This window comes from Pelagicoccus sp. SDUM812003, assembly GCF_031127815.1.
Lineage (GTDB): Bacteria > Verrucomicrobiota > Verrucomicrobiia > Opitutales > Opitutaceae > Pelagicoccus.
Genome location: NZ_JARXHY010000010.1, coordinates 44306 through 64497, shown reverse-complemented (window position 1 = coordinate 64497; position 20192 = coordinate 44306). Strand labels below are relative to the sequence as shown.

Genomic DNA, 20192 nt, shown 5'->3' with positions numbered 1-20192 from the left:
CGGTTACACTTCGCTCGGATCGCAACCGAGCACTTCGGCGGCTTTGGCGGTGTCGCCTTGGCAGGCGTTGAGCACCTGGCGTCGGTAGCGGACTGCCTGATCGTTTAGGAATGATTCGAGCGTTGGCCAGCTGGAGATGTCCTGCAGCTTGTCGGGAAGGTCCTTTTCGTGGATGATCGGGTCCTCCGCGGTGGAGGCTGCGGCGGCCAGGATTTCTTCAAACTCCGTGTAGTTGCCCGGCCAGCGGTAGGCTTGCAGCAGGGCGCTGGCCCGTTCACCGAGGCTGAGGTGGGAATAGCCGTTGTTGTTGAAAAAGGCCAACGCCATGGCGGGCACGTCTTCCGAGCGATCGCGCAGGGGCGGGATCGAAAGGGTGTTGGTGGCGATGCGGAAGAATAGGGCGTCCTCGAATTCGCCCGCGTCGATGACCTGTTCCAGATCCTTGCTGCTGGAGCAGATGATGCGCACGTCGCCTTTGATGTCGCGCACCAGGTTGCTCAGTTTGCTTTGCATGGCGAGCGGCACCCGCTCGACATGCTCGATGTACAAGGTGCTGCCCTTGGCGGACTCGATGGTTTCGCTGGGCGCCCCGTCCGCGTTGAAGAACGCCTCGTAGAGGGCGGCCTCGTCGAGGTTTTTGGCGTCGATGGTGATCAGCGGGTTGCCGGAGCGGTCGCTCTGGGCGTGGATCATGGAGGCGATGGAGTCCTTCTGGGTGCCGGGTTCGCCGGTGATGAGCAGGGGCGTGCCGAGCTTGGCGTTGCGAGCGATGCTTTCGCTGAGCGATTTCACGGTTTCGGAATCTCCCGCGAGGGCGTTGGCGGCCACTGACGAATCGGGGCTGCCCGCTTCCAGCCGTTTCTTTCGCTCCTGGCTGGCTCGATTGATGGCCGACATCAGCTGGTCGACCTTGAAAGGCTTGGTGAGGTAGTCGAAGGCCCCCAGCTTGAGAGCCTGCGTGGCGTTGTCGATATTGGCGTAGCCCGACATCATGATCACGATGGCCTTCGGATCGATCTCTTTGATGGAGGCGAGCAGCTGCAGACCGTCCATCGGCTTCATGTTTATGTCGGTCAGCACGATGTCGTACCGTTCTTCGCGCAGCTTCTGCAGGGCGATCTCGCCGTCGGTTGCGAACGCGGTGTTGTATCCGATTGGTTGGATGACCGCGTCGAGCATCTCGTGAATGGATTCGAGGTCGTCGACTATGAGAATGGATTGCATCGGTTGGTTCGTAACGTTGGGCCAGATTCAACAGGCGCCAGCTCTCTCTGCCAGCATTTTCTCAGCCCAGATGGGCTGGAAGTCGAGGTTCTCGCGATTTGGGCGAGACCTCGCCGTTCGCAGCGCGGGGCGCTGTCTATGCGGAAACGATGGAGGAAAGCTGGAAGATCGGCATGAACATGGCCATCACGATGCCGCCTACCACTACGCCGAGGAAGACGATCAGCATCGGCTCGATGAGCGAGGTGAGCGAGGAGATGATGGCGTCGGTCTCGGTGTCGTAGAAGTCGGCGATCTTGTTCATCATGCCGTCCACGTTTCCGGTTTGCTCGCCGGCGCGGGCCATGTGCTTCATCATGGGCGGGAAGAAGCTGATCTGCTCGATGGTGGTGGAGACCTGTCCGCCTTCCGAAATGTCTTTGGAGATCTTGCGGCAGGCGTCCTCGACCTGGGTCTTGCCGGAACTGGCGGCCACGATCTCGAGGCTTCTGAGGATCGGCACGCCGCTTCGCAGCAGAGTGGCGTAGGTGCGGCAGAAGCGTGAGAGGGTGATCTTCACGATGAGGTTGCCGAAGACCGGCAGTCGAGTGAGCAGCTGGTCGTTCACCCGTCGGCCTTTGGGGGTCTTGGTGAAGCGGCTCCACGCCTGGTAGAAGACGAATCCGGCCCCGATTATATAGAGGATGTTCCCTTTCAGGAAGTCCGACAGGTCGATGAGGAACTGGGTCGGCTTGGGCAGCTGGGCTCCGAAGTCCTGGAACATTTCAGCGAAGGTCGGCACCACGAAGATCAGCAGCACGTTCACCAGGATGATGGCGAGGGCGATGACCGCGACCGGGTAGGTCATGGCGGATTTCACCTTTTTGGTCAGCTTGGTGGAGGCTTCGAAGTAGCCGGCTACCTTGCCGAGGATCTCGGCGAGCCCGCCGCTGGCTTCACCGGCTTCCACCATGGAGATGAACAGGTTGTTGAAGGATTTGGGAAACTTCGCGCAGGCGGCGGAGAAGTTGCTGCCTTGGGAGACGTCCGCTTTCACTTCGCGGATGATGATGCGGAAGACGGGGTCGTCGGTCTGGTCCTGCAGGGCGTCCAGAGCGGAAACCAGCGGGAGTCCGGCCTCGAGCATGGAGCTGAGCTGCTGGGTGAAGACGGCGAGATTCTCGAGTTTCAGCTTATAGCGCTTGGCCTTCTTTTCGTAGGCTTTCTCCTTGGCGAGGCGTTGAGATTCCCAAAAGCTGACCGCCTTGTCCTTTTCCTTGTGAACGAGCTTGTGTTTAGATCCTGATGACTGAGTGGCGAGTAGCGGCATAGTGTATACCTATTCGGATTTCTCTGCGCGAACTGTGGCGCGTAATGCGCTTAAACTACCTGAGTAGTTGGGCTCAAAAAACCGCGGAGGAAACCGGTCCCCCAAGGGGCGCTCGGATCGTGCGCCAGGGGCTTCGCGGAGTTGGGGGCGCGGCGGCGATCGCGAGGTGTTTTGGCAATTCTACGCATGGGGCGTCGTTGTCTCCTACAGGGTTGGTGGAAATCCGCCCCCTTGCTTCGGGGAAATCGCTTGATTCGATTTGTATCTTCGGGAGGGGCGCGTTTTGGTGTGCCGAGATTTCGCTTTTCGCGGCGCTGACTCGCCTCGAGCCTGGCCTTCCAGATGAGAATCGCGTCAAAGATCAGACTCCTCACCCTAGCCCTATTGCTGTCCTCGACCGGTTTGGTGACTTGGATGGTCTTCTGGGGCTACCTGCGTTTGATCGACAATTTGGAGGCCTTGGCCATGGAGCGCCAAGTCGCCGCAGAGGTGGCTCATCTGGAAGCGATCTTCGACGAGCTCAGGCATGACATTCACCTGCTCGAAGGGCTGCACGAGGTGGAGCGGCTGGTGGTCGATCCCGACAACGAGGAGGCGTTGCGGGGCGCGGAGCTTTTTTTCCGTCAGTTGCTCAGAGCCAAGCCGTACTACGATCAGGTCAGGCTGATCGGAGAGGCTATGGGTGGACGTGAGCTGGTCAGGGCGGACCGCAGGGGCGGGGCGCTCAGCATCCGGCAGGAGGAGGAACTGCAGGACAAGGCGCACCGAGACTACTATCAGGCCGCTCGCGCCTTGGAGAGGGGGCAGATCTATTTCTCTCCCATCAATCTGAATCGAGAGTTTGGGGAAATCGAGCTGCCGCATCGGCCCACGTTGCGGGTCGCCATGCCGCTGTACTCCATGCAAGGAGCGTTTGGCGGCATCGTGATCATAAACGTGGATTTCGGCCGTTTCATGGCCGAGTTCATCGAGGAGCTGGGCGGGTCCTTCGAGCACTTTCTCGGCAATCAGGACGGCGACTATCTGGTCCATCCCGACGCCTCGAAAACTTACGGATTCGATCTCGGTCAACGCCATACCCTGCAAGCGGACTACCCCGAGCTCGCGGGCTTCGTGGAGGCGCCCGCGGACGATCTTTCGTTTCGCATGGAGGGAGCGGATGGGCAGGAGGACTTGTTCTATTTCCGCAAGGTGCGTCCGTTCGACACCTCGCGCTTTCTGATCTTCGGCCTGAGCGGTCGCTTCGAGGGAGTGATCGAGAGTTCGCAGAGCATTCTGTTCCAAGCCCTGACCGTCATCGTCGGCTTTTCGCTGATCGCCTTGGTGGGAACCTTGTGGGTAGCGTCGAAGCTAACGCGTCCCATCGCGGCCATCGCTCACGCCGCTCGACGTTTCAGTCAGGGAGACAGCGACGCGGAGCTGCCCACGGGGCGGGACGACGAGATCGGCACCTTGGCCTCCACTTTCGAATCGATGCGACGGTCCTTGCGGGAGCAGGAAACCCGCATCCTGGCAGCGAATTCCCGCCTGCTGCGCACCAATCGGGATCTGGAGCATTTCACCCACATCTCCTCGCACGGGCTGCGGGAGCCGCTGACGCGCATCGGCGGTTTGGCCAGCTTGCTCGAACGCCAGGTGGAGACGGCTGACGCCGCCTCGGCCAAGGAGCTGGCTCAGCGGATCGTCAAGGAAGTGGGGGCCGCTCTCAGGCAGGTGTCGGACTTTCGGGTCTTTTCCAAGCTGGGCAAGGGACGCAGCATTCGGGAGGAGGTTTCCATGGATGAGCTGGTTCGGTCCGTGGTCGAGGAATTCGAAGCTCCGCTCCGTCAGCGAGGGGTCGTCCTGCGATACGCTTCGCTGCCGCGCATGGAGGTTTATTCCAATCTAGTGGCAGCCCTCTATCGCAATCTGTTGGAAAACGCCTTGAAATTCTCCGAAGGGCCGGATCTGGAGATCGCCTTCACTTGCGAAGAGGGGGAGAAGGCAATGGTTTTCGGGGTGCGCAACACCGGCTCCACGATCGCGGAGGAGCACCGAAATCGAGTCTTCGGCATCTTCAACCAGATCGATCCCTCCATGGAGGGCAGCGGAGTGGGGCTTGCCGTCTGCCGTCGGGTAGTCGAGCGACATCGCGGAAAGATCTGGATCGAGTCAGGAGAGTCGTTTACGCATGTGAAGTTTACATTTGGAGAGGAGGAAGATGCAACGAGCGAACTTTGAAGTGGCCAATCGGGCCGGACCGATCGTGATGGTCGACGATAGCGAAACGGATTTGGACATCGCTCGCCGGTTCTACGAGTTCTGCGATCTGGAGAACGACTTCGTGACGCTGAGCTCCGGAGACGATCTGCTGGATCATCTCGGGGCGGTGGAACGGGGCGACGCTCCCTTTCCCATGCTGGTTTTGCTTGATGTGAACATGCCCGGCATGGACGGATTCGAAACCCTGTCTCGGATCCGCAAAGCTGAAGCCTTTCGCGAGGCGCCGACCATCCTGATGCTGACCAATTCCGACAACCCGCGCGACATCGAGCGGGCCGGAGAGCTCGGGGCGAACGGCTATCAGCCCAAGCATTTCGAGCTGAAGAAGTACGTGGATTTCTTCAACTCCTTGGCGCCGGAAAACTGAAGCCGCGGACCCACCCCGCGATGCGTCGATGGCCGCTTCGCCGCAAAGGGGCGGATTTTGGCCCTTCCACTCCTTGGCCTTGGAGCTTTGGGGGGCGTGTCGAGACCTGGCATTGGCGAAACGCGCCCTCAGCTAAGGGTGTTTCGCTCTGCCAGCTTGCGGTTGAGGGCCTTTTCCAGGACTGAGCGCAAGGCCCGGTGATCGAACGGCTTGGCGATGAAGCCATCCATGCCGGCGAGGAAGCAGCGGTTTCTGTCTTCTTCGGTGGCGCAGGCGGTCACCGCGGCGATCATGGGAGAGCGTGGGCTGGAACGGTGGTTGAAAAGGATTCGTTTGGTGGCGTTGATGCCATCGATAACCGGCATTTGCAGGTCCATCAGGATGAGGTCGTAGGACCTGCTTTGCGTCATCTCGATACCCCGCTCGCCGCTTTCGGCGCAATCCACCTGATAGCCCCACTGGTCCAAGGTGGAGGTGAGCACGCTGCGGCTCATCTTGTCGTCGTCGATGAGCAGGATGTCGAGAGGGGAGTCTGTTTGGGAGCTGCCGGCCCCGGAGGCGTGGCTCCAGAGGTCTTCTGACGGGGGCTTCTTCTCCTGGGTGTGGAAGGTGAACACGAATGTGGTGCCGGCGCCGGGCTGGCTTTCGACCTGAATGCTCCCTCCTAGCATGTGGACCAGCCGTTTGCAGATGGCCAGGCCAAGTCCGGTGCCTTGGAAACGGCGCTCGTAGGAGGAATCGACCTGAGTGAAGGCGTCGAAGATCGCGTCGAGCTTGTCTGGTTCGATACCGATGCCGGTGTCCTGCACCGTGACCTGGATCTCTCTAGATGCGCTGCGGGTGAGGGTGACTCTGATTTCCCCGCTTTCGGTGAACTTGATGGCGTTTCCCACCAGGTTGACCAGGATCTGCCGCAGTCGCCGCTCGTCGCTCACCACCTCCTTGGGCAGCGACGGGTCGAGCGAGGTCAGCAGCCGCAGCCCTTTCGATTTGGCCTTGAAGCTCATGATCCGCATCACGGAATCCACCAAGTCGGGCAGGGAGAAGGGGGAGTAGATGAGCTCCAGCTTGCCCGCTTCGATGCTGGAGATGTCGAGCACGTCGTTGATGAGAGCGTTTTGGGCGTCGGCGCAAAGCTGCATGGTCTCCAGATGCTCGTCGATATGGGGTGGCGGGTTCATGGACCTGACCAGGTTGATGGTGCCCATGATGCCGTTCATGGGAGTGCGAAATTCGTGGCTCATCACCGCAAGGAATTCGCTCTTGGCGAGGTTCGCCGCTTCCGCCTCGCGCTTGGCCAGTTGCAGGTTTCGTTTGAGGGCTTGTCGCTCGATGGCGTAGAGGATGGAGCGTTCGAGGCCGCGATGGTTGAGCTCGTCCTTCAGCAGATAGTCCTGGGCGCCCTTTTGCACCGATTCGATGGCGAGGTACTCATCGCTGGTGCCGCTGAGCACGACCACCGGCACCTCCGTGCGCTCGAGGATGGAGTTCACAGTGTCCGAGCCGTGGGAGTCCGGCAGCCCGAGATCGAGCAGGATGACATCGAAGCTGCCTGCTTCGAGGGCTTGGATGGCGCCTTCTAGAGTCGATTCGTGGCGGCATCGGTAGGTCTGGCGAAGCGGAGACTCCAGCAGCAGGGTCTGCACCAGGGCCGCGTCCGATTCGCTGTCGTCGACCAAGAGCGTCTCGAGGGCTGAAGTCTCTTCCGGAGATCGTTGGTTAGAGCGTGTCATGGTTACTCCTAAGCGGCGAGGAGGTTGGGAGCACTATGTCTAAAAAGCGGTCCTTCGCAACCGAGTGAACGATGGTCGATCCGAAATCGGGCTCCTGGGCTTGGCGTTTTCCGGGATCTCGCTTAGCTGCCTGCCGGACTCGCGATTGCGGGGCTCAGGTCTAGCCGGAATTCGATTCGTGGCGAGATCGGAAGAATCGTCTCGCTGAAAAGACGCCTGAATTTCGCGTCCCCCATTTGCAAACTCCGGCAAGAGGCGGCCCCTTTATGCTTCGCAACCCGTTGCCCGACTGAGCTCGTTTACCCAATGAACTTCCAAGACAACCCCAACCCCACCCGACAGGAATCCGGAAAGCGCGGCGTCAGAAAACCTGAATACATCGTTGGCATCGGAGCCTCCGCGGGCGGATTGGAGGCGCTCGGCCGCTTTTTCTCCCAGATGCCGTCTCGCACCGGTTTGGCCTACGTGGTGGTCCAGCACCTCGCTCCCGATTTCAAGAGCGTGATGGACGAGGTGCTGGCTCGCCGCACGGTCATGCCGGTTCGCATGGTCACAGGTAGGACGGAGATCGAAGCGGATTGCGTCTACCTGATTCCGCCCAACAAGGAAATGTTTCTCGTAGATCGTTGTCTCCTGCTAAAGGACAAGGATTCGACGCGTTCCTCGAGTCTTCCCATCGACCTCCTCTTCACTTCCATGGCCTCGGACCTTGGGGACCGAGCTATCGCCATCGTGCTTTCGGGAACGGGGTCCGATGGAACGGCAGGGATTTCGTGCATCCACGAAGCTGGAGGAATGGTGATCGCCCAAAGCGAGGAGTCGGCGAAGTTCGATGGCATGCCGCAAAGCGCCATCGCGACCGGATTGGTCGATTGCGTGACCTCGCCCCAGCGCATGCCACAGGTCTTGCTTCGGCGCATCGGGAGCCCGCTCGCCGAGGAGATCGATGCAGGGAAGGATCCCGCAGATTCGGCTGTTCGGGAAGATCAGCGCCAGGCGCTCTTCGAGCGGTTGCGCTCCGCCTTCAAGACGGACTTCTCGCACTATAAGCTCGGCACCGTAAACCGTCGAATCGAACGCCGCATGGCCAGCCATCGGGTCGAAACCATGGAGCAATACCTTCGGATTCTGGACAACGACCCGGAGGAAGTCCGCTTGCTCTACAAGGACTTGCTGATCGGGGTGACCACGTTCTTTCGGGACGCGGAAGCTTTCGCGTTGCTGGAGCAGGAGATCATCCCTGCCCTCTTGGCGAGCAGGGACCCGGGCGAGCAAATCCGGGTTTGGGTGCCAGCCTGCGCAAGCGGGGAAGAGGCCTACTCCATCGCGATCCTTTTCCATGAGGCGATGCAGCGGTCGGGCGCTCTCCATGACATCACGATTTTCGCCACGGATTTGCATGCTGAGTCGGTGAAACATGCGGCCGATGGCCTCTACGAGCGGGAAGGTTTGAAAACCATCTCCCCCGAGCGCCTCGCACGCTACTTCACGCCCCACGGCGATCGGTTTCAGGTGGATTCGGAGCTGCGGCGCCTGATGGTTTTTACCGAGCAGAACCTCCTGAAGGACGCGCCGTTCACCAATATGGATCTGGTGAGCTGCCGAAATCTGCTGATCTATCTAACGCCAGCCGCCCAGAAGAAGACGCTTTCCATGCTTCACGTCTCGCTAAACGCTGGCGGGACCCTGTTTTTAGGACCCAGCGAAGCGCTCGGAGAGCTGGATGGGGCGTTCGAGTGCCTGAGTAGAACTTGGAATCTGTACCGGAAACGCCCAGAGAACGATGGTTCGTCGTACCTGCCTGGATCCGAGCGCTCGAGCGCTCAGTATTCAAATGATGGTGACGAAACGTCGTCGGAGTTGGACGCGTTTTCTGCCTTTCGCGAGCCCCGTCTGGAAGCGGAGCTGATCCAAGTCTACGACGCCCTGCTGTCGGAGTGCATGCCGCCGAGCCTCCTGATCGGTCCTGAGAACGAGCTGGTACAGGTCTTTGGGGATGCCCAACGGTACATCCGCCTGTCGCGCGGACAGGCGTCGCGGAACATTCTCGATCTGCTAGAGGGAAGCCTGCGTCTCGCTGTCGGCGAAGCTCTGAAGCGATTGGGCGAGCGAAATGCGCCTGTCACCTTGCGCGACATCCCCGTGGATGAGCAGGCCGAAGAAACGGAGTTGCTCACCCTCACCGCCAAGTCGCTAGCGGACCAACCGTATACCGTGATCCAATTCGCCAGGAAGCAATCCTTCGAGCAAGGGACGCGCAGCGATGCGTCGAAGTCGGACGATTTCGGCGCGAGCGGTTATTCGGAGCGTCGCATCCTCGCATTGGAAAACGAACTGAAACGCACCAAAGAAGGGCTGCAAACGACCATTGCGGAACTCGAATCGACCGGCGAGGAGTTGCAGGCCGCAAACGAGGAGTTGCTGGCATCCAACGAAGAGCTGCAGACGACGAACGAGGAGCTTCATTCGGTGAATGAAGAGCTCTTCGCCGTGAACGCGGAGTTCGAAAAGAAGAACCTCGAACTCGAATTGCTCAATGCGGACGTCGATAACCTCCTGAAGAGCACCGACATCGGCACGGTTTTCATCGACGATAGATTCTGTATCCGGAAATTCACTCCAGCGATTGCGGCGGTTTTCAATCTGCTGCCAGTGGATATTGGAAGGTCTTTCGATCACATCACGGTCAATCTCGTTGGCGGTGAAGAGATGCGCGACTTGGTGAAGGAAGTCGTATCCACGAAGCGGACGGTTGTCCGGGAGACCAGGGATCGCGCGGGCGCTTGGTACCTGACGCGTATCGGTCCATACATGACAGATAAGGACAGGTCGGCCGGGGTAGTGCTGACGTTGGTGGACATAACCGGGATCAAGAAGACCGAACGCGAATTGAGGTCTCATGCTAAGGCCCTTGAGAACGCCAAGCAGGACTTAGAACAGTTTGCGTATTCGGTTTCCCATGACTTGCAGACCCCGCTTCGAGCGGTCAGCGGATATCTGGACTTGCTCAGAAAACGAAGCGGCGCTGCGGATGCGGAATTGGGCGAGTACATCGATTGCGCCTTCGATGGCGCGCTGCGCCTGAAGAACATGATCAACGGATTGCTGACTTACACGCGGATCGAGACCCGGGCCTCCGATTTCGAGAAGTTCACATTGGATTCGGCGCTGGAGGAATCGATCGAAGCCAAGCAAGAGGAAATCGAGAAGGCTGACTGCGAAATCACTCGGGAGTTTACCAATTTGGTGGTGTACGGCGAGCGCCGCTTTATCGTGTACGCATTCACGGAACTGCTGGAAAACGCTCTGCGATACCGGGGCTCGGCTCGTCTGAGAATCCATATCCGAGCTGAGGTGCGGGATGGGCGCACGCTCGTCTCCTTTCGAGATAACGGCTTGGGCATCGAACCGGTCAATCATGCCTCCGTTTTCAACATTTTCTATCAGGAGGATCCTGCCGCGAATTCGGATGGAATCGGGGTGGGCTTGGCCATCTGCAAGCGCATTGTCCTCAAACATGGCGGCTCCATCGAATTGGATTCCGCGAAAGGAATGGGGACTACGATTCGCTTCACTCTGCCAAACAAGGAAGCTGAGATTGCCTGATGCAGAAGTTAAGATGTGGATACGAATGAAACGACGTTCTGGCGGAGCCACGTGAGTATGGGAGTTATGAAGACTGATTTGAAGGCGAAGACAGAAGGCGTAGCGAATGCCAGCCTTGGGAGCGAGGGAGCTGCAAGCGATTTCCATATCGAACAGGCGGCGCGAGCGGCCAACTTTGGCATCTGGACCTTCGAGGGTGAAGCGCTGCGATTCGAGTGCGATCGTCGAGGGACGGAGTTGCTTGGTCTCACGGAGAAGACCTCCGAGCAGCGACAGGCGGCCCTACGACGCATCGACTTTTGCCCGGAAACGTTTCTAAAACAGGAGGAATCGGATGCGCCTCTTGAGGATGGAGCGATTTATCGGGCCTGGAGCTTCGTCACCGAAACCGGCGTTAAGCGTTATTTGGCGACACGGGCTTTGGTGAGTCGCGATGATCAGGGACGAGTGTCGCGAATCAGCGGTGTGGTCTGGGACGAAACGGTTGCCAAGGAGAGCGCGTCTCAAGTCCTGGAAAAGAAGAAGGAGCTGGAAACCCTGCTCTATGTGATCTCGCATGACTTGCGGGAGCCATTGAGAGCGATCCGGAGCTATTCTTCCCTATTGCAGGATCGACATGGCGATTCGCTCGATGAACAGGCGACTGAGTTCGTGGACAGGATTCGCCAGGGTGGAGAGCGCATGTCGCGTTTGCTCGATGACGTGCTAAATCTTTCGCGTATTTATCAGATGAATACCGAGCGCGAACAGGTGCCGGCGCGGGGGCTGGTGGAATCGGCGCTGGAGTCGCTGAATCATCGCATCGCTGAAACGAAGGCAAAGATCGTGGTGGCGGACGACCTCCCCGAGCTGCGCGTGAATCCCGTCTACGCCAAACAGGCGTTGACCCATCTGATCGGAAACGCTCTGAAGTTCACACGATCGGGAGAGGCTCCCGAGTTGGAAATCGCTCCCTATGGCGCTGGCGGCGATCGCGTCGCAGGACTTGTTTTTAAGGATCGCGGACCGGGCATTCCGGAGGATCGCGTCGAACGCGTTTTCACTCTCTTCCAACGAGGGGTGGGCCGCGACGTCGAGGGCACGGGAGCTGGTTTGGCCATCGTGAGGCAGATCGCTCGCAAGCACGGAGGCGAGCTGTGGCACGAGCCGCGCGAAAGTGGCGGATCGCAGTTTACGGTGACCTTCGCTAAATAGGTGACGGGGGCAGCGAGTTCGTTCTTCTCATTTTCCGGAAATCGCTAGAGAACTCCAACCATATGGATCCAGTTTCTCAAGGGGCGCTCGGAGCGACGGCGGCGGCGCTCGGAGCCAAGAAGGATGAAGTGCGTCTCGCAGCTTTGGTAGGCTGGATCGGAGGCATGCTGGCCGACGCGGATGTTTTCATCCGCTCCTCCGAGGACCCGTTGCTGCAGATCGAATACCACCGCCATTTCACTCATTCGCTGCTGTTCATCCCGGTCGGCGGACTGATCGCCGCTGGGCTGCTGTTTCCGTTTTTGCGAAAGCGGATCTCGTTCGCGCGACTCTATCTGTATTCGTTATTTGGTTACGCGACATCGGGCTTGCTGGATGCCTGCACCAGTTATGGCACGCAGCTGCTTTGGCCGTTTTCGGATATGAGGGTAGCGTGGAATATCATTTCCATCATCGACCCCATCTACACCGGAGCGCTGTTGTTGGGTCTGGGGCTGGCCTGTTTTCGAAAACGACGCAAATGGGTGGTGGTGTCGGCCGCGTTTTCGATCGCCTATCTGCTGGTGGGCGTGGCCCAGAATCACCGAGCGACGCGACTGCTGGAGGAACTGGCCGAGTCGCGTGGACACCAAGAGATTGAAAAGCTCACGGTGAAGCCGTCCTTCGCCAATCTGCTGCTTTGGCGAGGCATCTACTCGTACGATGGGCGTTTCTACATCGACGCGATCCGCGTCCCTTTTTGGGGCGAAGGGCGTGTGTATGAGGGAGTGGATACGGAGCGAGTGGCAGTCGAGCCCTTGCTGCAGGGGCTTTCGGAAACGAGCGCCTTGGCTCACGACCTCAGGCGGTTCGACCACTTCTCAGACGGCTATCTGGTTTGGCATCCGGAGCGTCCCGAAGTGCTCGGTGACGCTCGTTATGCCATGGTGCCGGACAGCGACTTGCCGCTTTGGGGCATTGCCATCGATCGGTCGGGGCCCAACCAGCACGCTCCGTTTCTGAATTTCCGGGATCGAGACGCGGAAGCCCTCGCGCGCTTCGGAGATATGCTGGTGGGACGTGAAGTGGAGTAGCCGCCTCGCGGGGGCTACCCCCGATCGGTTGAGTCTAGACCTCGGCGATCTTCTCTCCCTTGGCCTTCCAATCGGCTATTTCCTCCTCGGTTGCCTTGGGGGAGAACAAGCCGGTGAAGGCGTAGAAGATGCCGATCAACGGAGCCAGCCAGCAGGCGAAGGACAGCGGGATGTAGAGCAAGTTCTCCATATGTCCATCGGCGATGCCGAGTCCCAAGGTGAGAATGACGAAGGATCCGCCAGCGTTCCATGGGATGAGGGGCGAGATCAGCGTGCCGCCTTCCTCGACTGCGCGGGACAGGTTGAGGGTGGAGTACTTGAGACCTCGATACACCGGGGCGTACATGCGGCCCGGAAGAGCGATGGAGAGATAGGGATCGCCCGCAACCAGATTGGTGGAGACGGAGGTGAGAATGGCTGAGGTTTGCAGTCCTGCGAAGCTATGCACCTTGCTGCGAATGGCGGCGATGATGGCCTGAAGACAACCTGTCCGCTCCAGAGCTCCCCCGAATCCGAGGGCGATCAGGATGAGCGAAATGGTCCACATCATGGACTGGATGCCGCCGCGGCTGAGCAGGGAATCGATGGACTCCACTCCGGATTCGATGGTGTAGCCGTAGTTCGCGAAAGTGAAGAAGTCGTGCAAGCCGACGCCTTGGGCGAAGTAGGCGGTGATGCCACCTGCGATGACGCCGGCGAAAAGCGAGGGGATGGGAGGCTGTTTCATCACCGCCAAACCGATCACCAGCAGCGCTGGCAGAAGGAGAATCGGCGAGATGTAGAAGTTGGCCTGCAGGGACTCGGTGATGGCCTGGATGCGGTCGAAGGAGGCCCCCTTGTCTTCGATGGAGACGAAGCCGATGACCGTATAGATGATCAGGGCGATCAGCATGGCGGGCAGGGTGGTCGGAATCATGTTCTTGATATGGTCGAACACGGTGACGCCGGTGACCGCAGGCGCCAGGTTGGTGGTATCCGAAAGCGGTGAAACCTTGTCGCCGAAAAAAGCGCCTGAAACCACCGCGCCAGCCGTCAAGTAGGGCGGAATGCCGAAGCCAGCCCCGATGCCCATGAGAGCGAGCCCCACGGTGCCCACGGTGCCCCAGGATGTGCCGAGGGAGACGGAAACCACCGCGCAAAGAATCATGCCCGCTGCGAGGAAGATCTCCGGAGAAAGGATCTTCAGCCCGTAGTAGATCAGAGTGGGAACGGTGCCGCTCGCGATCCAGATCCCGACGATCATGCCCACTGTGATGAGCACTGAAACCGAGGGTAGAGCCACATGGATGACGTGGAAAACGCCCTCTCGGATGCCTAGCCAGGTGTGCCCAAGCTTGATGCCCACCAAGGAGGTGATGGCCAGTCCGATGGCTAGAGGCACATGCGGACTAAAATCGTGAAAGTGGAAGATCTGGACACCCAAGATGCCGAGCGAAAGGACGATCGGCGTGAGGGCCAGGAGCAGTCCAGGTTGTTTTGGCTCTGTGTTACTCATTCTGCAGTTTTTTTGCTTGGGAGTTATGCGCTGCGCCAGGCGCGAAGGTGTTAGTTTGCCTAATGGGAGGCACAAAAAGGCCGAAAGGGTAGGCGCCCTCCTGGTAAAATGTCCACAGGAAATGTAAAAACGGCTCTCCGTCACCCTCTGCGCCCGAGCTTCGACCAGCGATTTTGAAGGGTTTTGAGCCGGAACGAGATAGACCCTGCTGTGCCCTTTTTCTCTCGCTCAAGTCTGGTTCGCCTAGGCTCGATTTGGCTGCTCGTGGTTTGTCGCGGAGCTGGCGAGGAGCTGCGTACGCTTGACGACGCTTTGGCGGCAGCGTTGCAGGCGAAGCTGGAACAGGGCGCCGCTCAGGGCACCTTTCGCGGAGTGAGTTATTCCATCTCGATCCCCGGGTATCGGACCTGGACCGGCGTGTATGGGGATGTGGGGGATGCGGAGGCGACTCCGGTCGATGCCGCGAGCGTTTTCGGCATCGCCAGCATCACCAAGACCTACGTGGCGGCGATTGCCCTGCAGCTAAGAGACGAGGGCCGCCTGCAGCTGGACGACTTGGTCTCCTCCTATTTGGGAAGGATAGAAAACGTGCCCGAGACGGCGACCTTGAGGCACCTGCTCAGCATGACCAGCGGCGTCGCGAATTTCTCCGACCACCCGTCCAGTCCGATTCGAGTCGCGGTGGCTAGCCCGGAGCGGAGGTGGAGTCCGCGCGAGGTTCTGGAAACGTATCTCTTGCCGCCGCGATTCGAGCCGGGCGAGCGCTACAGTTATTCCAATACGAACTTCATTCTGCTCGGCATGGTGGTGGAGGAGGTGACGGGCCAAGCCTTCGTGGAGACCTTGCGTGAGCGATTGCTCGAGCCATTGGGCCTCTGCTCGACCTACTTGGGCGGATTCGACGCCTTGCCGGATCAGCTGGTGATGACCGACTACAACAGGGATGGACGAATCGAAGCGGAAAAGGATACAGCCCAGGCTTCGATCAGCTCCCTGTTCTGGACATCTGGCGGCATGTTCACCACCTCGAGCGACTTGGTGAAGTGGGGCCGGGCGCTCTATGGCGGCGAAGTCTTGAGCACGTCCTCTCTCGAACAGATGGTGGACTTCGAGGCTCAGGGCTTCGGCCAATACGGGCTCGGCGCCATGCCGGACGCGCGGCAGGGCGTATCCTTTTGGGGACATGGCGGCTTGCTGAGTTACGCCTCGTCCGTCGGCTACGCTCCGGATTCCGGAATTGCGATTGGGTTTATCGCCAACATGGACCGCATGTTCGGGAGCATCACCTATTGGCCGCACGATGACATGGTGGGTGTGCTGAAGGAGCATGGTATCGAGCAGTCGATCGAGATTCAGGCGCATAGAATCCAGTTTACCAACGCTCCTGAAGTAGGGGTGCGGCTCAAGATGGCGAAGGGAGTCCCGCCGGATCTACCCCGCCTGGAGATCGTCGAGGGGCCAGCATCCTTGGTGGATGGGCGAGTGCGCACGGGGGAAGCGCCGGGGCAAGTCGTGCTTAGGGCGTCCTTTCCCACGGGGCCGTTCTACCGAGGCGAGTCGCAGCGCTTCGAGTTCGAGGTGTATTCGCGTTTTGGAGACGAAGATGGAGACGGGGTGGCGAACGCCATGGAAGCGCTGTTGGGCTCCGATTTGTTCGACGCTGGCCAGCGCGGCGAACTCGGCCTCTCCATTGTGGATGAGCGATTTCAACTGGCCCTGTTTCGAAGCCAGAGCGAGGTTCCCTATGTGCTCGAGCATTCCACGGATCTGAGGAGCTGGGAGAGGCTGGATTGGCAGCCTTCGACGCTCGACGGCGAAGCGTTTCCCTACTTTCTGCGGTCGCCAAGCCCAATTGCTCCAGAGGAGAGCGTTTTTCTGCGCCTTGGATTGTTAGGCGAAACGGAAGATTAGGCGTTTCGCGTCGCCGCAACGTTTTGGGAAAGAGCTGCGTCTACAAAAAAACGTGTTGCCTCCTGGTGGAGCATGAGCATGCCCTTGGAACGTGACTAAGGCTGTTAGACTCGTTCTAGTGTTGTGCGTTTGGTTGATGTCGACCGGCGTGCATTGGGACGTTTTGCAGCTGGCGGGGTGGACGCGCATGATCGCGCTCTACGCCCAGGAGATGAGTTTCAAGGAAGCTCTGAGCAAGACCTTCGATGGCGAAGAGCTTTGCGGCGTGTGCGAGACGGTTTCGCAAGCACGCTGGGAAACCGAGTTCGACCTGATCACGGGAAGCGATTCCAAAAAGGAGCCTTTGATGCTTGCTCGCACCGAAGAACGATTGCCTGTCGGGATCGCGATCGCGGCAGGGTTTAGCAGCAGAGAGATCGCTGCGCCAGATCCGTGGAGGCTGAGACCTCCGTCGCCCCCGCCCAAACGTTTGAGCTAGTTTCCTCCTACGTTGGCTGTCGCGTGCGGTCGACTGCTGAGTCGGTGTATCCATTTGTTGGTGGTGCTGGCAGAGGAGGATCGTACCTTTTGTGCGATAGTCGGGTTGTACCCAAACGATGGGTACCTTCGCCGTATGGCGAACGCGTTTCTCTCAAGTGAACCGAGAGGACGATCGAGCATGGAGAGTCGTCCATGCGAATGCTAAATCGAACGCAACAATCTCTTTCTGAAAATGAATATCTTTCACTCACGCCCTTTCAATCGGGCAACTCTCGCTTATCTCGCTCTCTTTCCAAACGTGCTCTCTGCAGCGGAGTCCGCGAGCGAACCGGAAACTCCAGTGGTGGAACTGCAACCCGTCGTGGTCACCATTCCCGAGTCGGTTCACCCTTTGGAGCTCACCTTGGACGCCAAGGCGCCTGTTCAGCCATTGCCCGCCCAGGATGGAGCGGACTTGCTGAAAAGCGTGCCCGGATTCTCGGTCGTTCGCAAGGGGGGCACGGACGGCGATCCGGTGCTGCGAGGCATGGCCGGCTCGCGGCTGGTGATTGCTGTGGAGGGGCAGCCTATCTATGGAGGATGTGGCTACCGGATGGACCCGCCCACCGCCTACGTTTTTCCTGCCGCATACGACACGGTGACGATTCTAAAAGGGCCGCAGACGGTCGCCCAGGGGCCGGGCAATTCCGCAGGGGTGGTACGCTTCGAGTCGCGCCACGAACGGCCATCGGAGAACAGCCTATCCGGCGAGGCCCATCTGTTGGCGGGCAGCTTCGGTCGCAGGGATCTGGCTGCTGCAGCTTCCGCGGAGAGCCCTCGTTTCTTTTCCCGAGTGACCCTAAACCGAGCCGACTCGGATGATTACGAAGATGGATCGGGGCAAGCGGTTCATTCCGAGCACATGCGGTGGAACGCGAATCTCAGTTTCGGGTGGACGCCCGACGAAGATTCTCTGCTGCAGGTGGGCTTAACCCGCAGCGATGGTGAAGCAGCCTATGCCGACCGGGCGATGGATGGCGTGCGCTTTGATCGAGAATCGCTAACCCTCCGTTTTCGCAAGGAATCGCTGAGTGATACGCTGCGTTCGGTGGAGTTGGAATATGGATACAACTATGTGGATCATGTCATGGACAACTATAGCCTGCGGTCCTTTTCGCCGAACATGATGATGCCGAATCCTACGGTTTCAAATCCCGATCGGCGAACTCAGGGAGGCAAGGTCTCGGCGCGGCTTGAACCGAGCAATCGACTCGAGCTTCTGATCGGCGCGGATGCTCAGTCAAACGACCACTCGATACGAGGCAGTATGAATCAGGAGCGAATGCCCTATCAAACCCAAGTTCGAATGAAGGACGCTCAGTTCGAGCAGTGGGGTCTCTTCGCGGAATCGCGCTATGCCCTTGGGGAAACGGATACCTTAGCGGCGGGTGTGCGAGTGGATCGCTGGAGAGCCGAGGATCTACGCTCCAGCGTGAATCTGTCCATGATGTCAATGGCTCCTAATCCTACATCCGGTTTGAAGCGAGAAACCACTCTCGGCAGTGGCTTCCTTCGTTACGAAAGAGAACGAGAAACAGGCCAGTTCTACGCGGGTGTTGGCTCTGTGGAGCGCTTTCCTGACTATTGGGAGCTGGTTCGCTACGAAAGCGAGTCAGACGTGAGTGGATTCGAAACGGACCCGGAGCGAACCGTGCAAGTAGATGTTGGATACGTTTATAGCAAGGGGCGTATCCGATATTCAATTGCGGGATTCTATAGCGAAATCGACGATTTCATACTCATTGAGAGTGGCGTTCTGAAAACCTCAGCAGGGGGAGGTGCGCGTGCAGCCACGGTAGTGCGAAATATCGATGCGAAAACGGTCGGCGGCGAAGCGTCGGCGGTCTGGCGGATTGACGAGTTTTGGAAGGCTGACGCGAGCCTGGCCTACGTGCGGGGGCGAAACCTGAGCGACGATCTGCCGCTCGCCCAAATGCCTCCGCTCGAGGCACGATTGGGACTCTCCTACACGCGGCGGAACTGGAGTATAGGCTCCCTTTGGAGAATCGTTTCGTCTCAAGAGCGAGTGGCCGTCGGACAGGGCAGTATAGTGGGTCAGGATATCGGACCCTCGGATGCATTCGACGTTTTTTCGCTCAACGCGTCGTGGTACTTTACCGACCACGCTCGAGTGTCGCTAGGCATCGATAATGTATACGATTCTGAATACAGCGAGCATATCAGCCGGGCCGGCTCTGCGGTCGCAGGCTACTGGCAGACCTTGCGGGTGAATGAGCCGGGACGTCAGCTCTGGGCTCGGGTGGATACGCGATTCTGAGCGAAGGTATGAATAGGTCGCTACTACAGAAGCGTTTTCCCTAGAATGTTCCGCTCGTGCTCCAGGAGAAACCGCTTTCGCCAGAGTCCGCCGCCGTAGCCGGTGAGTTTTCCATCCGCTCCAACGATGCGGTGGCAGGGGATGACGATGGCGAAACGGTTTTCTCCCACCGCTCGGGCCACGGACCGCACCGCAGAACGCTTCCCGATACGGGCTGCGAGCTCGCCGTAGGACCAGGTTTCGCCATAAGGGGTCGCCAGCAGCTCTTTCCAGACGAGCTGCTGGTGCTCGGTGCCGGGAAAGCGAATAGGCGTTTCGAAGCGCCGCAAAGCGCCGGTGAAGTAGGCTTGCAGCTCCTTCGCGATCTGACGCGTGGCTGAGGAGCTGCCTGGGAAGAAAACGGCGTGTAGTCGTTTTTCAAGGACGGAAAACTGGGTTTCCAGCATGCGGCGATCCCAGAATTCGACGAGGTACACCGCTTCGTCGTCTCCCGCGACCATGATGGGCCCGAGGGGCGAGGCGACTTGTTCGACCTTGAGCGGGAGGCGATCTTTGATCCGCGTTGCGGAGGCGCCCGCCCGCTTTCGCAGGGCGTCGCAGAAGCCGCTCACCGAATCGAAATCCGCCGAGGCCGCCGCTTCCAGCAGATCGCTGCCTTCTTTTATGCGCGAAAACGCGTCGCCGAGCCGTCGAGACCTAAGGTAGGCCAGAAAAGTCATACCATGTTCTGCTCGGAACCAACGTCGGGCGCGAGCGGGATCGATGCCTAGGTCGCGAATGTCTTGGGCGGTCCAGCGCTTCGTCGGATCGGCTTCGACCGCCTTCATGAGTGGCGCCAGCCAAGCAGGAGCGCTCCCTTTGGCTTCGAGCGGTCGGCAGCGCTTGCACGGGCGGTAGCCAGCGGCCAAGGCGTCCCCAGGGCGCGGGAAGAACTCCACGTTTTCCGGTTTCGGTTTGCGAGCGGGGCAGGTGGGGCGACAGAAGATGCCGGTGGTACGCACGCCCATCACGAAGAGCCCTTCGAAGGAGGCGTCCTTCTCCACGAAGGCGCGGTACATGGTTTGAGGATCTGGCAGGAGGGCTTGCGGTGTCATCGAGGGCAAGTTTAGCGCATCAGTTCGCCGTCGTACCACCGATTTTGCGACAGGGAACTTTCACGTCAGGCGAGGGCTAGCATTCAGCTACGGCGGCGGAGCAGTCAATGGAGGAGGCGAAGATCGA

Annotated in this window: 13 protein-coding genes; 8 read left to right on the top strand and 5 right to left on the bottom strand. The window is 59.4% G+C overall.

Going from position 1 to position 20192, the window contains the following annotated elements; genetic code table 11:
- Positions 1–3: 3 nt before the first annotated feature.
- Together QEH54_RS14215 and QEH54_RS14210 are read right to left on the bottom strand one after the other, a co-directional pair.
- The gene (locus QEH54_RS14215) at positions 4–1224 is read right to left on the bottom strand and encodes a response regulator (protein WP_309019359.1); all 1221 of its coding nucleotides are present in this window, start codon (positions 1222–1224) and stop codon (positions 4–6) included.
- Positions 1225–1360: 136 nt separating this feature from the next.
- Positions 1361–2533 (bottom strand): type II secretion system F family protein, encoded by a 1173-nt coding sequence (locus QEH54_RS14210; protein WP_309019358.1) that lies wholly within the window; start codon positions 2531–2533, stop codon positions 1361–1363.
- Between the two features lie 342 nt (positions 2534–2875).
- Between QEH54_RS14210 and QEH54_RS14205 the strand changes: the two genes are divergently transcribed.
- Positions 2876–4753, top strand: a complete 1878-nt coding sequence (locus QEH54_RS14205; protein ID WP_309019357.1) for a sensor histidine kinase — start codon at positions 2876–2878, stop codon at positions 4751–4753.
- Entirely contained in the window at positions 4734–5162 is a 429-nt protein-coding gene (locus tag QEH54_RS14200) for a response regulator (RefSeq protein WP_309019356.1), read from the top strand. Before QEH54_RS14205 ends, QEH54_RS14200 begins: the two co-directional genes overlap by 20 nt.
- A 128-nt stretch (positions 5163–5290) precedes the next feature.
- On the opposite strand, the gene QEH54_RS14195 is transcribed toward QEH54_RS14200, so the two are convergent.
- Positions 5291–6895, bottom strand: a complete 1605-nt coding sequence (locus QEH54_RS14195; RefSeq protein WP_309019355.1) for a response regulator — start codon at positions 6893–6895, stop codon at positions 5291–5293.
- Between the two features lie 306 nt (positions 6896–7201).
- Here QEH54_RS14195 and QEH54_RS14190 point away from each other — a divergent pair, with 306 nt between their 5' ends.
- From QEH54_RS14190 to QEH54_RS14180, 3 genes are all read left to right on the top strand, one after another.
- On the top strand, positions 7202–10501 hold the full coding sequence (locus tag QEH54_RS14190) for a chemotaxis protein CheB (protein WP_309019354.1): 3300 nt from the start codon (positions 7202–7204) through the stop codon (positions 10499–10501).
- A gap of 66 nt (positions 10502–10567) precedes the next feature.
- Positions 10568–11695, top strand: coding sequence for an ATP-binding protein (locus QEH54_RS14185; RefSeq protein WP_309019353.1), 1128 nt, complete (start codon positions 10568–10570; stop codon positions 11693–11695).
- 62 nt (positions 11696–11757) lie between these two features.
- Positions 11758–12768: a metal-dependent hydrolase gene (locus tag QEH54_RS14180; RefSeq protein ID WP_309019352.1), complete on the top strand. Its 1011-nt coding sequence runs from the start codon at positions 11758–11760 to the stop codon at positions 12766–12768.
- A 34-nt stretch (positions 12769–12802) separates the two neighbouring features.
- Here QEH54_RS14180 and nhaC read toward each other — a convergent pair whose 3' ends face one another.
- Entirely contained in the window at positions 12803–14263 is a 1461-nt protein-coding gene (gene nhaC / locus QEH54_RS14175) for a Na+/H+ antiporter NhaC (RefSeq protein ID WP_309019351.1), read from the bottom strand.
- A gap of 210 nt (positions 14264–14473) precedes the next feature.
- Between nhaC and QEH54_RS14170 the strand changes: the two genes are divergently transcribed.
- The 3 genes from QEH54_RS14170 to QEH54_RS14160 all read left to right on the top strand — a co-directional run bounded on the left by QEH54_RS14170 (position 14474) and on the right by QEH54_RS14160 (position 18971).
- Positions 14474–16174: a serine hydrolase domain-containing protein gene (locus QEH54_RS14170; RefSeq protein WP_309019350.1), complete on the top strand. Its 1701-nt coding sequence runs from the start codon at positions 14474–14476 to the stop codon at positions 16172–16174.
- Between the two features lie 91 nt (positions 16175–16265).
- Complete coding sequence (locus tag QEH54_RS14165; RefSeq protein WP_309019349.1) at positions 16266–16652, top strand: hypothetical protein; 387 nt, start codon at positions 16266–16268, stop codon at positions 16650–16652.
- Between the two features lie 234 nt (positions 16653–16886).
- The gene (locus QEH54_RS14160) at positions 16887–18971 is read left to right on the top strand and encodes a TonB-dependent copper receptor (protein WP_309019348.1); all 2085 of its coding nucleotides are present in this window, start codon (positions 16887–16889) and stop codon (positions 18969–18971) included.
- A 23-nt stretch (positions 18972–18994) separates the two neighbouring features.
- On the opposite strand, the gene QEH54_RS14155 is transcribed toward QEH54_RS14160, so the two are convergent.
- Positions 18995–20065, bottom strand: coding sequence for a methylated-DNA--[protein]-cysteine S-methyltransferase (locus tag QEH54_RS14155; RefSeq protein ID WP_309019347.1), 1071 nt, complete (start codon positions 20063–20065; stop codon positions 18995–18997).
- Between the last annotated feature and the right edge of the window lie 127 nt (positions 20066–20192).

What these genes read in the sequence shown, in the direction of transcription:
- QEH54_RS14215 (WP_309019359.1), bottom strand. Translation starts at nt 1,224, where the DNA reads ATGCAATCCATTCTCATAGTCGACGACCTCGAATCCATTCACGAGATG.
- QEH54_RS14210 (WP_309019358.1), bottom strand. Translation starts at nt 2,533, where the DNA reads ATGCCGCTACTCGCCACTCAGTCATCAGGATCTAAACACAAGCTCGTT.
- QEH54_RS14205 (WP_309019357.1), top strand. Translation starts at nt 2,876, where the DNA reads ATGAGAATCGCGTCAAAGATCAGACTCCTCACCCTAGCCCTATTGCTG.
- QEH54_RS14200 (WP_309019356.1), top strand. Translation starts at nt 4,734, where the DNA reads ATGCAACGAGCGAACTTTGAAGTGGCCAATCGGGCCGGACCGATCGTG.
- QEH54_RS14195 (WP_309019355.1), bottom strand. Translation starts at nt 6,895, where the DNA reads ATGACACGCTCTAACCAACGATCTCCGGAAGAGACTTCAGCCCTCGAG.
- QEH54_RS14190 (WP_309019354.1), top strand. Translation starts at nt 7,202, where the DNA reads ATGAACTTCCAAGACAACCCCAACCCCACCCGACAGGAATCCGGAAAG.
- QEH54_RS14185 (WP_309019353.1), top strand. Translation starts at nt 10,568, where the DNA reads ATGAAGACTGATTTGAAGGCGAAGACAGAAGGCGTAGCGAATGCCAGC.
- QEH54_RS14180 (WP_309019352.1), top strand. Translation starts at nt 11,758, where the DNA reads ATGGATCCAGTTTCTCAAGGGGCGCTCGGAGCGACGGCGGCGGCGCTC.
- nhaC (WP_309019351.1), bottom strand. Translation starts at nt 14,263, where the DNA reads ATGAGTAACACAGAGCCAAAACAACCTGGACTGCTCCTGGCCCTCACG.
- QEH54_RS14160 (WP_309019348.1), top strand. Translation starts at nt 16,887, where the DNA reads ATGAATATCTTTCACTCACGCCCTTTCAATCGGGCAACTCTCGCTTAT.
- QEH54_RS14155 (WP_309019347.1), bottom strand. Translation starts at nt 20,065, where the DNA reads ATGACACCGCAAGCCCTCCTGCCAGATCCTCAAACCATGTACCGCGCC.